This window comes from Brevibacillus nigriterrae (assembly GCF_049846925.1).
In the GTDB taxonomy this organism is placed as follows: Bacteria; Bacillota; Bacilli; order Brevibacillales; family Brevibacillaceae; genus Brevibacillus_H.
This window is the reverse complement of record NZ_JBNCMT010000009.1, coordinates 1-12,975: the sequence shown is the minus strand read 5'-3', so window position 1 is coordinate 12,975 and position 12,975 is coordinate 1. Positions and strand designations below refer to the sequence as shown.

Annotated in this window: 16 protein-coding genes and 1 riboswitch; of the genes, 10 read left to right on the top strand and 6 right to left on the bottom strand. The window is 44.1% G+C overall.

What is annotated here, in order from left to right:
• Positions 1 to 17 precede the first annotated feature (17 nt).
• Positions 18 to 989, bottom strand: a complete 972-nt coding sequence (locus tag ACPW7N_RS08580) for a substrate-binding domain-containing protein (protein ID WP_425650642.1) — start codon at positions 987 to 989, stop codon at positions 18 to 20.
• A gap of 118 nt (positions 990 to 1,107) precedes the next feature.
• Between ACPW7N_RS08580 and modA (ACPW7N_RS08575) the strand changes: the two genes are divergently transcribed.
• The 5 genes from modA (ACPW7N_RS08575) to ACPW7N_RS08555 all read left to right on the top strand — a co-directional run bounded on the left by modA (ACPW7N_RS08575) (position 1,108) and on the right by ACPW7N_RS08555 (position 4,372).
• Positions 1,108 to 1,887: a molybdate ABC transporter substrate-binding protein gene (modA, locus tag ACPW7N_RS08575; RefSeq protein ID WP_425650641.1), complete on the top strand. Its 780-nt coding sequence runs from the start codon at positions 1,108 to 1,110 to the stop codon at positions 1,885 to 1,887.
• Between the two features lie 51 nt (positions 1,888 to 1,938).
• Positions 1,939 to 2,418 (top strand): GAF domain-containing protein, encoded by a 480-nt coding sequence (locus ACPW7N_RS08570; protein WP_425650640.1) that lies wholly within the window; start codon positions 1,939 to 1,941, stop codon positions 2,416 to 2,418.
• A 198-nt stretch (positions 2,419 to 2,616) separates the two neighbouring features.
• A complete protein-coding gene (locus tag ACPW7N_RS08565) occupies positions 2,617 to 3,201 on the top strand; it encodes a hypothetical protein (RefSeq protein WP_425650639.1) in 585 nt (194 codons plus the stop codon).
• A gap of 2 nt (positions 3,202 to 3,203) precedes the next feature.
• Positions 3,204 to 4,133 (top strand): 4Fe-4S dicluster domain-containing protein, encoded by a 930-nt coding sequence (locus tag ACPW7N_RS08560; RefSeq protein ID WP_425650638.1) that lies wholly within the window; start codon positions 3,204 to 3,206, stop codon positions 4,131 to 4,133.
• Positions 4,134 to 4,138: 5 nt separating this feature from the next.
• Positions 4,139 to 4,372 (top strand): hypothetical protein, encoded by a 234-nt coding sequence (locus ACPW7N_RS08555; RefSeq protein WP_425650637.1) that lies wholly within the window; start codon positions 4,139 to 4,141, stop codon positions 4,370 to 4,372.
• 129 nt (positions 4,373 to 4,501) lie between these two features.
• On the opposite strand, the gene ACPW7N_RS08550 is transcribed toward ACPW7N_RS08555, so the two are convergent.
• Positions 4,502 to 5,278, bottom strand: a complete 777-nt coding sequence (locus tag ACPW7N_RS08550) for a class I SAM-dependent methyltransferase (RefSeq protein WP_425650636.1) — start codon at positions 5,276 to 5,278, stop codon at positions 4,502 to 4,504.
• Positions 5,278 to 5,417, bottom strand: a riboswitch (molybdenum cofactor riboswitch). Its footprint overlaps the gene before it by 1 nt.
• Before the next feature lie 232 nt (positions 5,418 to 5,649).
• On the opposite strand from ACPW7N_RS08550, the gene modA (ACPW7N_RS08545) reads away from it, so the two are divergent.
• The 4 genes from modA (ACPW7N_RS08545) to ACPW7N_RS08530 are packed head-to-tail and all read left to right on the top strand — an operon-like array spanning position 5,650 to position 8,185.
• On the top strand, positions 5,650 to 6,744 hold the full coding sequence (gene modA / locus ACPW7N_RS08545; protein ID WP_425650635.1) for a molybdate ABC transporter substrate-binding protein: 1,095 nt from the start codon (positions 5,650 to 5,652) through the stop codon (positions 6,742 to 6,744).
• Positions 6,698 to 6,805, top strand: a complete 108-nt coding sequence (locus ACPW7N_RS08540; RefSeq protein WP_425650634.1) for a substrate-binding domain-containing protein — start codon at positions 6,698 to 6,700, stop codon at positions 6,803 to 6,805. Before modA (ACPW7N_RS08545) ends, ACPW7N_RS08540 begins: the two co-directional genes overlap by 47 nt.
• Positions 6,806 to 6,825: 20 nt before the next feature.
• Positions 6,826 to 7,506 carry a molybdate ABC transporter permease subunit gene (modB, locus tag ACPW7N_RS08535; RefSeq protein ID WP_425650633.1) on the top strand — a complete coding sequence of 227 codons (681 nt, stop codon included), beginning with the start codon at positions 6,826 to 6,828 and terminating at the stop codon, positions 7,504 to 7,506.
• A gap of 16 nt (positions 7,507 to 7,522) precedes the next feature.
• On the top strand, positions 7,523 to 8,185 hold the full coding sequence (locus ACPW7N_RS08530; RefSeq protein ID WP_425650632.1) for an ATP-binding cassette domain-containing protein: 663 nt from the start codon (positions 7,523 to 7,525) through the stop codon (positions 8,183 to 8,185).
• A 95-nt stretch (positions 8,186 to 8,280) separates the two neighbouring features.
• On the opposite strand, the gene ACPW7N_RS08525 is transcribed toward ACPW7N_RS08530, so the two are convergent.
• From ACPW7N_RS08525 to ACPW7N_RS08510, 4 genes are all read right to left on the bottom strand, one after another.
• Positions 8,281 to 10,029 carry a methyl-accepting chemotaxis protein gene (locus ACPW7N_RS08525; RefSeq protein ID WP_425650631.1) on the bottom strand — a complete coding sequence of 583 codons (1,749 nt, stop codon included), beginning with the start codon at positions 10,027 to 10,029 and terminating at the stop codon, positions 8,281 to 8,283.
• 244 nt (positions 10,030 to 10,273) lie between these two features.
• Complete coding sequence (locus tag ACPW7N_RS08520) at positions 10,274 to 10,909, bottom strand: pyridoxamine 5'-phosphate oxidase family protein (protein ID WP_425650630.1); 636 nt, start codon at positions 10,907 to 10,909, stop codon at positions 10,274 to 10,276.
• Positions 10,910 to 11,005: 96 nt separating this feature from the next.
• On the bottom strand, positions 11,006 to 11,812 hold the full coding sequence (locus ACPW7N_RS08515) for an MBL fold metallo-hydrolase (protein WP_425650629.1): 807 nt from the start codon (positions 11,810 to 11,812) through the stop codon (positions 11,006 to 11,008).
• 145 nt (positions 11,813 to 11,957) lie between these two features.
• Positions 11,958 to 12,422 (bottom strand): YbaK/EbsC family protein, encoded by a 465-nt coding sequence (locus ACPW7N_RS08510; protein ID WP_425650628.1) that lies wholly within the window; start codon positions 12,420 to 12,422, stop codon positions 11,958 to 11,960.
• An 83-nt stretch (positions 12,423 to 12,505) separates the two neighbouring features.
• Here ACPW7N_RS08510 and ACPW7N_RS08505 point away from each other — a divergent pair.
• On the top strand, positions 12,506 to 12,975 hold a 470-nt coding region (locus tag ACPW7N_RS08505), incomplete at its 3' end, for an NAD(P)H-hydrate epimerase (RefSeq protein ID WP_425650627.1).

The window sequence follows — 12,975 nt, the reverse complement described above, 5'->3', positions numbered from 1 at the left end:
TCTTCCCTCCTATTTGTCTACTCTGTCTCATAAAGAATAGAACCTGTTCGAGAAATGTCATATCCGCCCAGAGATGAAATTTCATTTTGGAACGCTTGTGAACGCAAAATCTCCAAAACTACTTCAATCATCTGCTGGTTTCGGGATGTCTTTAACAGAACAAGATCATAGCTTTCCTTGATTAATGGAACAAAGTCAATGCCTACCATGCGTGCTGCCTTTTCGATGCCAACCCCTACATCTGCTTGCCCGCTTGCGATGACGCTCGCTACACCCAAATGGCTCGATTCTTCCTGCTCATAGCCTTTTCGTCCCCATTTGGAAATTCCGTGCACCCGGAGCTGCTCGTCGAGAAGGATGCGTGCCCCTGATCCTCTCTCACGGTTCACCAGAGAAATATCGGTACGAGATAAATCTTTCCAGCCCGTTAATGCTTTCGGATTCCCCGGCTGTACATAGAAGCCTGCCCATCTCGACATCATATTCACGACCAGATATGACTGTCCAACCAAGATCTTGCGTATGTACGGAATATTAAATTCTCCAGAATCCGCATCAAGCAAATGTGTACTGACAATATCTGACTCACCCTGATACATAGAAATTAAGCTGTTCAGACTGCCTTGATGAGAACGCAGTGTTCGAAAGCCGCTTCCCCTCTTTTCCAAATGGTTAGCCAACAGATCAAGGCTGATGTCTTGGCCGCTGATAATCACGGATCGGTTGGCAGAAGGCATCGTTGGCCACGTCACTTCTTGCTGTTGATGCGGATGAACGGCCGTGGTCTGGGAAGAAATGTGCTTTGCTGATTTTTGTTCCCCTTTGGATCGAACCTTATATGCTTCAAGATCTTCGGAATCCACACGCATTTGTCTTCCCACACGATAGGCAGGAAGCTCGCCTCGTTTGATCAGATCATACACGGTCAGTTTGGATACGCGAAGAATCTGCGAAATTTCTTCTGTGGTATACGATACACCCTTGTTCATAAGTATCCTCCGTATGGTTGATTTAAAACGTCTACAGCCGTTTTGGTTCTTTCTCTTTTCAACATAGCTTGGAACAGGTAAGGTAGTAATGTAAGAAAAACGGTTATTGGAGGAAATCATGTCAGTCACTACACTTCTCCGCTCAAGCATATCATTCTTGCTGCTTTTCTTCTTAGTTGGTTGTGGAGCAGGCTATTCTCCACCAACAAAACAAGCAGAGTTACTGGTTTCCGCTGCTGCCAGTTTATCAGACGCTATGACAGAGATGAAGCATGCTTTCGAATTAGAAAATCCTGCTATCATTGTAACATATACTTTTGGCAGTTCAGGCAAATTGGCAACACAAATTGAACAAGGGGCACCTTCCGACTTATTTTTGTCTGCGAGTCAAAAAGATATGGATCGCCTGCAACAAAAGAATGCCATTCTCACAGGGTCTCGAATCAATTTTGCCAGCAATGAGCTAGCCCTCATTACCAGAAAGGATAGTCCGATTCATACCACTTCATTCGATGCACTTGCCTCAGTTCCTTTTACTCATTTAGCGATTGGTGAACCAGAGTCAGTGCCTGCTGGACGATACGCCAAAGAGACGCTCACCCATCTGGGGTTCTGGACACAGGTGAAAGAAAAGCTGGTTTTCGCTTCTGATGTTCGCCAGGTGCTTGCCTATGTAGAATCCGGAAATGCGGAAGTCGGCATTGTCTATACATCGGACGTCAAAACTTCCGGCAAAGTGAAGGTACTCGGTGAGGCAAAGCCCGAGTGGCATAAACCAATCCAATACCCTGGAGCTGTACTCTCTTCGTCCGCTCACCAGAAAGAAGCGCAATTATTTCTGGATTATATCCGCAGTGAAAAAGGACAATCCATCCTGAAAGCGTACGGTTTTCAATAGAACCATCCCCTACGAAACTACATACCATCAATAGAAAGAAGGAGATTACCGATGTTTCATGTCAGCAATTACACAGGAACCCGAGAAGAAAATTATCAGTTGGTTATTCAACAATTACAAGCGTTGATAGAGGACGAGACTAATCGGATCGCTAATCTGTCGAATGCAGCCGCTCTGTTGAACCTGTTTTTGCAAGAGATCAACTGGGTTGGTTTCTATTTATATGACGAGGAGCAATTAATTCTGGGGCCGTTCCAAGGACTGCCTGCTTGCGTGCGTATTCCACTCGGCAAAGGCGTTTGCGGCACATCGGCAGCAAAAAGAGAGACCGTCCGTGTAGAAGATGTTCATTTGTTCCCCGGTCATATCGCCTGCGATGCGGCCTCTCAATCGGAGATTGTCGTTCCGATCATCAAAAATGATGAGCTGCTCGGTGTTCTGGATATCGACAGCCCGATCAAAAATCGCTTTGACGAGCTTGACCAACGCTATCTGGAGCAATTTGTTCAAGTATTAGCTGCTCATCTATAATGAGCGAATAGAGAAGCTTCCCTGTGAAAAGGGAAGCTTTTTTCTTATGCAAAGATTGGTTCGGTTCGTTTCGGTTCCGTTCTCAAAATATACATATTTATCCAAAAGTTAGCCCCTCTGAGCCATATTGGGCAGAAAAAGAGAAGTGTTATATTTGTTCCTGATATAAATCCCTTTTATATATCAGGAGGAATGTGGATGCGAAACAGAATTGGCAACACGAAGATCATTGCACTTATTATCTTTATTTTATCAGTATCCATCACATTAGGTGCGGGGTACTACAAAACCTCGCTCGCCGCAGAAAGCGCCAAATTTCAGGGAGAACTCACCAATCTTCACAACAAGCCTGCCGTTATTGACATGGGCCAACAAGGAGCGCCCAAGAGATTCGTTCAGCCGGACTGGGTTTCTCTCTCAACTGGACATGGAAAAAGCGGAATCAAAAACGCAAGCAAAGACCCGCTCTATCTGCAAATTAAATTAGTAGGATTCCCTGGAGAAGTCAAAATGGACGTGCATGATGTGTATGACGAATTAACTGGAAAAGTCATGCGTCCGATTGAACCGGGAAGTGTGCTTGGCATGACCATTCAAGTCGAAGTACCTAGTTATTTGCAAAAGCAAGCCCATATCGCTACATCAGAAATCCAATTTATTAATACCAAAACAAACTTGCTGGTTGGATCGATTCCTATTGAAATCATTAATTCTCGTTATCAAGATAAACCAAACAGCAACAATTCCAAGCAAGATCATCAAAAACATGAAGGTGGACATTAACCATGTTATCGATCTTACGCCCTAAGAAGGCAACCAAGATTCAAATCAAATCGAGAAAGTACCTGTTTCGTCGGGGGTTATGGTACATCGTAGGCTTCTTGCTGTTTTATGCGCCTTTTGCTTATTTTAACAAAGCCTTGACGTGGATGTTGCATGGAGACAAGGGAGGAGATATTCACGCCACTTGTTTCCGCATCCCGATTGCCAACCTGTTTGGCGGGAAAGGCATTGACCTGCTTTCTGTCCAAGGGATTAGCCTGCTTCTTTTGATGGGTTCCGCTTTCTTCGTTGGTGCTTTTTTCTGTGCTAGACTCTGTACAGCCGGAGCCATATCTGAATATGTAAGCAGACTTGTCCCCGATCAATTCAAGATTGACTGGACGAAATACGTGAATCCTGCCCCTATTCGCTACGGATTTCTAGCGGGATTTATTCTTGCCCCGCTTACTACGGGCTCGCTGAACTGCTCCTATTGCACTTACGGATTCCTCGAAAAGATGATGAACGGCGGGTTGTGGAGAGATATTGGCGTGTTAAGTTCGACGATCATTCTCACCGCATTCTTGTGGCTGATCATCTTTGGAGCATTAACCAAGGGTGGACGTGGATATTGTAATTTCATGTGTCCTGTCGGTGCCTTGCAAAGCCTTATTCATAGCGTCGGTGCCCGTCTCCCCTTTACCTACAAATTAAAATATGCCAAAGAAAAATGCGTCTCATGTCAATCCTGTGTGAAAGCTTGCCCTATGAAAGCGCTGAAATTGGGAGATGAAAAAATCACTTACTCCATTCACCATTGCATTACCTGTCGCCAATGTACGGCTGTCTGTCCAACGAATGCAATTACGTATGGAGCAGGCAATCGCGGTTGGAACCAAGCCACTATTCCCATGATTTCCGAACCGTGCACAGAAACGCAAAAAGGGGTGTGATCCTGATGAAGTCGTCTATCCGTATCAGAAAAGAAAAGCTGGTTTCCCTTTCTACAGGAGCAGGCGCAGCAGGATTAACGATCGGCAGTTCCGTGATAGGACCTGCCGCTCAGCTTTGCAATGGCATCTGCGGTTCTTGCGGGCTTGGCTGCAGTTCGCTCATTGCAGTAGCAACGGTTGGAATGCTCTCTATGATAAGACAAAAATATAAAAACAAAACACAAGATCAGACTGATTGAATTAGTGCCCGAGAAATATCAAAACCCGTTCCTCATTTATAGAGGGACGGGTTTTATTCTGTAAACATCCTATGCCATTTACCATAACAGAAGTAGATTTCAACGGTTATCATCTCATTGCCAACAAGGTTACAAGCTTATTTTTATATTTGACTTCTGTCGAGGCGGGTATGCAGTGATATCTTCTTTTTTTATGATGATGATTCCACTTTGTCTCTTTTCGGGCAAATAGTACCCTTCCTCTTTTTTAAGTAACAGCGTCTTTTGTATTTCAGGTGAGACTGAGCCAATTGGAATTTGATAATAAAATTCAAGGAATTCTTCAAAATCACTCAATTGCTTAAAATACTGCCCATATTCACTGGAAATCCGAATGAGGTGGTACGGTATATTCCGTTCTTTCAATTGTTGGGTTGTCTTTTGCAACGTGCCTGGATGCCAGTGATTAATCGCCGGCAACGATATGTTCCCGAGAAAAAACCGATTTTCTTTCTTGGGGTCAGGAAAAATAGCTACGATATACTGTTTCGTCGCATTCTTTAATCGGTCCAACTGGTTAAGCAAGTCAGGTTGTCTGACAATAACCACATCCGCTTGTCTGGTAGGTCTCCACGTTTTCCAATCCACCAGTGCACAAGAGATATTCGTAATCTTCTCTTGCATCATTCGTTCAAAAAGGCTTTGAACTGCTTTTGGACAACTATCCACTGCCTGAACAAATCCGACATGTGGAGCTATTGCTTGACTAAGAATACCGGCACCACAACCCAAATCAAGCACCTGCATGGACGGTCGAAACAAAAACGAGCACTGCTTGACAATCTCTTCATAATACTTCGTGTGTCTGGCAGATTCAACAAACCAGCGAATGCTTGCATCTGTCCAAATTATTTTTTCCTGTTGCATGACTTAAAAATCTCCCTTCTTTTCAGAAAAGTGAAGGTATCTCAGTTTCCCTCTATACCCTGTGGGCGAATCACGATTACCCAGGCCTACCGACCATAGCTTTCACCTTAGGCAGGTAAGCTCGAAGGAATTGAAAAACATGAAAACTCTTAACAATATCGTAACAAAAGACAATCGATAAAACTATAAGGAGATTAAATTACACTTATCAGGGAATTCCCTGATGACATTTCCCGAAGGATGTATTAGTATATCAAGTGATATTTAGTTATATTTAAATATATCTAGTTTTGTCGATCAATTGTGATGAATATAATAAGATAGAAATACTCATTACAATTTATCTTAAATCAAATAAAGGAGTGAACAGGTTGTTTAAGCATGTAAAGTCTTATTTATTTCTCTTCATGTTGTCCTTGTCTCTTATCGCCGCCCAGTTTTCACCTGCCTTCGTAAAACAAGCAGAAGCAGCAGGAGCAATTTCACTGAAAGTTGACGGCAAAGCATTATCAGTAAGCCAACCTCCAGTGATCAAAGAAGGCCGAACACTCGTACCAATGAGAGATATCTTCGAGGCATTGGGTGCTACTGTTGAGTGGAATGGAAGCCAAAAAACGGTTATCGCAAAACAGGCTGCAACGACAATCCAATTGCAAATCGGTTCGAAAACTGCAAAAATTAATAGCAAAAGTGTTACATTAGAGGTTGCTGCCCAAACAGTGAACAACAAAACAATGGTTCCCCTCCGCTTTATCAGCGAGGCATTGGGTGCAAATGTAATCTGGAATGGTCATGCCAACTCAGTTGCTATCGTTACACCGAAATTGATGGGTCAAAAAGCAAACCTGACGATTGCAGCAGCAGCAAGTTTGACAGATGCCATGAATGAGTTGAAAACGGGCTTCTCCGAAGAATACCCAAATTATAATCTTACCTTTACATTTGGTAGTTCAGGCAAACTGCTTACACAAATTCAGCAAGGTGCTCCAGTAGACGTCTTCCTCTCTGCTTCACAAAAAGAGATGGATACACTACAATCAACTTCTTCTCTGGTTCCAAACACACGAGTTAACTTTGCTGGAAACCAATTGGTGTTAATTGCTCCGAAAGACTCTAAGCTTCCATTAACTAGTTTCGATAAAATTGATGTTGCTTCACTCAAACAAATCGCATTTGGCAACCCGGAAAGTGTTCCTGCCGGCCGCTATGCCAAGGAAACCTTCGAGTCTGTCAAACTGTGGGACAAGCTGCAAGGTAAAATTGTGTACGGTAGTGATGTACGTCAAGTATTAACTTATGTTGAGTCAGGCAACGTAGATCTCGGAGTGGTATTTACCTCTGATGCTTTGAGCACGGATAAGGTAAAAATTCTAGGCATTGCCAATGAAAAATGGCAAACCAATCATTTATCCAGGTGCTGTGCTTTCCGCTTCCAAGCAACAAGCACAAGCGGATGTATTCCTTGATTACCTGAACAGTGATAAAGGAATCTCTATCCTACAAAAACACGGCTTCTTCGTGAAGTAATCGATTGAAAGGTGGCTTCCATGACTGAAGTAGACTATACTCCCCTGTATTTGTCTCTGAAAGTTGCCGGCATAGCCACCTCCATCGTTTTTTTCGGTGGAGTGCTGCTGGCACGATATTTTGCACGCAAAGAGTTTATCGGAAAAAGTGTTCTTGAATCGATTTTCCTATTACCCCTTGTTCTCCCTCCTACAGTTGTTGGATTTGGATTATTGGTGCTATTTGGGAAAAACGGTTGGATAGGAAAATGGCTTCTGGAACAGTTTGATATCCAGATCGTATTTTCCTTGATTGGTGCTGTGATTGCATCGGTTGTTGTGTCCTTTCCTTTGATGTATCAAAGCTCTACGGCTGCTTTCAAAACCGTAGACAAAAATTTGGAAATTGCTGCACGCACGATGGGGGCATCGGAGTGGCGAGTCTTCTGGACCGTTTCATTTCCCCTTGCCTGGCCTGGGGTTCTGGCAGGACTTGTCCTTGCTTTTGCTCGTGCTCTCGGTGAATTTGGAGCTACATTAATGATCGCAGGATATATCCCCGGCAAGACAGATACGATTCCAGTAGCGATTTATTTCGCTGTTGAGAATGGGGATATGGGGAAGGCTTCCTTCTGGGTAGCAATCATTATCGCACTTGGGTTCAGTACGATCATGTGGCTGAACTGGTGGAGCAAGCGTAACCTGGAACGTTTCAAACGATGAATGGAGAGAGCGCTTCATGCTAACCGTACAAATACGTAAACAATTAAACCATTTTTTACTGGATGTCGAGTTCCAGATCACCGATGAAATTCTTGTCCTGTTCGGTCCGTCCGGATCAGGTAAAACTACCATCCTCAATACCATCGCTGGCATCACACACCCGGATGATGGCGTGATTTCTCTTTCCAACCAAACCTTTTTTGAAACCGGCAAACGTCCGCTCCCTATTCAACAAAGAAAGGTAGGGTATTTGTTTCAGGACTATGCCCTGTTCCCTCACATGAGCGTGGAAAAGAACATTTTGTACGGTGCCCAGAAAAACGGCTTTACCATCCAGTCCCCTCTGATCCGACAGCTTCTGGACGTAATGAGAATTGAACATTTGATCGGGAAATATCCTTCTGCCATTTCTGGCGGGGAAAAGCAGCGTGTTGCCTTGGCTCGTGCACTTGCAACGGAGCCTCATATCCTGCTATTGGACGAACCATTTTCCGCTTTGGACCAGGAAACGAGAGGTCAGTGTCATGACATTTTGCTTCAATTGCACCGTCAATGGAAGATTCCGATCTTACTGGTTACACATGATTTGGATGAGGCACAAAAGTTAGGAGACCGAATTCTCTTTATGGAGAAAGGAACCGCGAGAACGCCTGTCCATTGCTCAAATGAAATCATCTAGCAAAACGGTCACATCCACATTAATGAAAAACGTCGAGACGTTTTTCACAGAAAAAGGCAGAGCCTCTGTTAAAAGTTGGCTCTGCCTTTTATTCTCTACAGCTTGAATTTGAGGACAATTTCTTGCAATTCTTCGGCCATTTTGGCTAGCATTTCTGATGATGAGGTGACCTCTTCCATTGATGCCACCTGGTCACTGACAATTCGAACGATACTTTGTGTCTCACGAGAGTGCTTCTCTGAAATTTCCGTTGCTTGCTCCATCCCGGTAACCATTACTTGTGTACCCGCATTCACTTGTTGAACAATCGCAGATACATCCTGTGCCTGCCCGGAAACTTCATCAATTGCTTGCAAAATCTCTTTAAAGGAATCTCCTGAAAGATTCACCATGGAAATTCCGTTTGTGACAGCAGCCGTTCCTTCATCCATGACCTCTACAGCTTGAAGCGTATCTGTCTGTATTTCCGTAATCAAAGCGCTAATCTTGTTCGCTGCGATACTGGATTGTTCTGCGAGCTTTCGCACTTCATCGGCTACAACGGCAAATCCACGTCCTTGCTCACCTGCACGAGCTGCTTCGATGGCTGCATTCAGTGCCAACAAGTTGGTTTGACCTGCAATTTGGGTAATCAGTGAAACGATCTGTCCAATCTCACTTGATTTATCGCCTAACTGATTCACTACACTTGCTGCTGCCTGTACTTTATGATGAATCATGTTCATTTGTTGAATGGCATTTTCCACTACCACAGTCCCAGTGTTCGCTTTCTCGCTTGCATCCACAGAGGCTTCTGCAACGGTTTGGATACTAATTGCAATCTGATCGATTCCTTTTGAGATTTCAGATGTGATCTGATTGGTTTCTTCCAATCGGGTGACTTGCTTCGTCGCACCGCTCGCCATTTGCTGCATGGCATCCGCTACCTGCTCTGCTGCCATACTCGTATGGGAGGCATTTGCGCTTAATTGCTCAGAGGAAGCTGCTACCTGACTCGATGCCATGGAAACTTGAGAAAGCAATCCTTTAATATTATCCACCATGTGATTAAAGTTTTGAGCGAGGACACCAATCTCATCCGACCGTTTCACTGCGATCGATTCGCCTGTTAAATCTCCCTGCGCTACTTTTGTTGCCATAGAAGCCATGGCAGTAATCGGATTTGCGATGTTCATTGCATAGAAATAACAGATAACGGCACCCAATACCAGCGATATGGTCAGGGTTATCCCTACATTGACGAGTACGGCATCTGCTGCTTTATTGTAATCCATCAGATAGGAACCAGCACTGACGATCCATCCCCAATGCTCTTCTGCCTTGGCATACGTTATCTTGGGTTTAAAATCATCTTTATTTGTTGGGAGGGGCCATACATAATAGGCAAATCCTCCTCCTGTGTTCAAACCACTTTTGATAATCTCTTGCCCGACCAGAACTCCATCCCGGTCTTTGGTCTCCCACAGGCTTTCCCCTTCTTTAGAAGGGTGAGCAAGCAAAACCCCTTGTTTATCCATGATAAAAAGATACCCATTTTCACCAACATCGAGATTTTTATTTATCGGTCGCTTTCCATCTGCTTGCTTCGGTCCAAGGATTGCCTGTTTTACACGCTCTTGTGCTTCTTCCAATGAGATGTTTCCTGCTTTGACTTGCTCATCCATTGCACTGATTAACTCAATGGTCGCATTCACATGGTTTTTCAACAAAATTTCGCCTGAGTCATTCAATGCATTCTCAGACAATTTATAACTGACTAATCCTATGACAAGACTTGGTATTAAAAGCAACAAGAATGATATCATGATTAGTCTCGAACGTATGCCTATTTTGCTCATATTCATGAATGAGGCCTCCTATCCAGAAAACAACTATCTTTTTCTCTAGTGATCTTTACCCTATTGGAACTATGAATAAACACTTTACAGAAAAACAATCAACAGCATCCGTACTTGGCGCATAAGCCAAAATGCCTGTTCATTCATAATGAACAGGCATTTATTTGAAGCGGCGGTCAATTAGCTTGCTATCTCATCTAATTGTCGCAAAACCCTATTTTTCAGGTATTGGTACTGTTTGCGTCTGTCCTCAGTACAACCGATTTATATATCCGTCTTGTAAATCTTTTGCTACCTGTTCAGCAGTAGCATTGGTGATTTTTGCATGCGCTACTAACATTTGCGGAACCGAAGGAAGCTGCTCCTTGGGCAACCAGGAATCAGGATTCCACAGCCCGGAGCGGATGAAGGCTTTGGCACAGTGAACATAACATTCATCCACTACGACACCAATTCCGAATAACGGACTGCGACCGTTTACCGCACTTTTTTCGAGTAGCTCCGGATCACGGCAGATGAAAGCCTTCCCGTTTACTCTCAAGGTTTCTCCCAATCCCGGAATATAGAAGTTGAGGCCGACATGAGGATTTGACAAGATATTTTGAATTGAGTCCATTCTTTTATTGCCCGGGCGTTCAGGAATAAACAGGTGGTGGTCATCCAGTACAATGACAAAACCCGGCTGATCCCCTCTTGGTGAAACATCGCATTGCCCGTTCACATCTGAAGTGGCAAGCGATAAAAAGGGAGACTTGGAAATAAAGTTGCGGCAATGATGGTCTAGATGAGGTATGACTTTATTGGCTGCTCTTTCACTCGGGTATCCGTATTGAGAGCGCAACTCTTCGAATTGTTCGCTTGTAGTTATAAGTTGCTGAAATTTCATAGCGATTCTATTCCTTTCCATTTTTGGAATAGTTCCATCATACTATATCCACATCCGACCAGCCACAAAACAAAAATAACCCGTTATAAGTACGGGTTATACGTATCTTCCTTGACGAGGAACAGCAATTTTCTCAAAGTGACTGACTAACATGCGAAGATTTTTTGTCAGCTCATCTCCTGCCATCGGTAGACCATGTCCGGGAATTAGTGTGGACGGCTGCAAGGCGGCAAGTTTTTCGACTGATTCTTTGGATGCCTTCCAATCCGGGGTAAAGTATTTGGGCGGACCGTGGATTTCTTTCCTCTGGGTAAGAACGGCCCATGCTGATTCTTGTCGGACGGTAATAATCGCATCACCCGAGAGCAGCACTCTGTCCTGATCCCTGAATAACGAAATGTGCCCAGGAGTATGACCAGGCGTGTGAACATAGTGCCAACCAGGCATAAACGGGATACGTCCATCTGCAGGAAGCGCCCTCACCCGGTCTCCCAAATCAATGGAACGGCGGGGATACATGGGAGAAATGAAAGCCATCAGCCCTCCCCCAACCATCGGATCGGCTGGTGGATAATTTGTCTGCCCTGTTAGAAACGGAATTTCTAATTCATGTGCATACACGGGAACATCCCATTTACGGATGAGTGGCAGTAATGCACCGACATGATCAAAATGTCCATGAGTCAAAACAATTGCTTCTGGGCGACTGTCAGGACCAAATAATTTCCTTGCTGTCTCGACAATCTGGTTTGTTGAAAATGATGTTCCCGCATCGACTAATACCCATTCTTTTTTAACCCGGTCTTCCAGTTCTACAATGCATACATTTACGATAAAAGTCCGGAATGCAACGATTTTTTGAGCAACTTGTCCAGTTTCCTTCCGATCAAGGGTGAGCTGCAATGAGAAAACCTCCTGTCATAAGCGATCACGTGGAAATTCAGCCCTTTTCAGTTTTCTCAGGAATAGCTAATGCAATGTATATACATTGAAAATAAAAAAGGATAGCTCTCACACTATCCTGAATAATTATCATTTCTTCCCCATTTCAAACTTCCTCTGCTACATTGGTTACCATCCCGCCAGTTATCTCGATTAATTGTTCGAATCGAATCGGTAACAGCGACTCAGGAATTCCTGCGGCTGTGTAGATCAGTTCAAATCGTGACAGAGTCTCATCAATAAAAATCGGAGTCGGTTGCGCTAGTGCAAATGGGCATACAGCCCCTACGATAAAACCAGTAACCTCTTCAACTTCTTGTGGAGAGGCCATTTTGGGAGATGAACCAAGCAGTTGTTTCACCCGTTTGGTATTGATTCGGACATCTCCAGAAGCGACAAAAAGGGCAAATCCCTCCTTTGTTCGAAAGAGGATGGACTTGGCGATCTGTCCCACCTCAACTCCAAGTGCATCAGCAGCTTCCTGGGAAGTATGTAATCCTTCTTTGAAAATAAGTGGTTCCAATGTCGAATCAAAATTTTGCACAAAAGCTCTCACTTTTGATAGTGGCATACGAATTCTCCTTTCCATCCATTTCCTGATTTGCTTCTTTTTTTGAGTATAATGAAAGAAATACCTGATAGGGAGAGTTTGTTATGTATGTTGTAACCGCCGAAGAAATGCGCAGGCTTGATGAATACGTTATTCAAACCATGGGCATTCCCGCAACCCTATTGATGGAAAACGCAGGTAACGCAGTTGCCCAGGAAGTGATTTCGTTTGTAAAGGAAAATAGCCACCAAATGCAAGCAGGCTCACAAAAATGGGCTGTTCTCGTGGGAAAAGGCAACAATGGCGCAGATGGACTGGTTGCTGCCAGACACCTGACGGAACAAGGCATACATGTGGATATTATCTATGCAGTGCCATCTGAGCAGCTTACAGGTGAGGCAGGCTTTCAGCGTGACGTGATTGCCCGTCTCGGAATCAAAAGCTTCGTTTACGGACCTGCGCCAATACATTGGGAGACGTACGATGGAATCATTGACGGTCTGATCGGAACAGGGACAAAAGGTGCTCCTCGTTCCCCTTATGCAGACATCATTCAGGAAGTCAATCGGAGTAA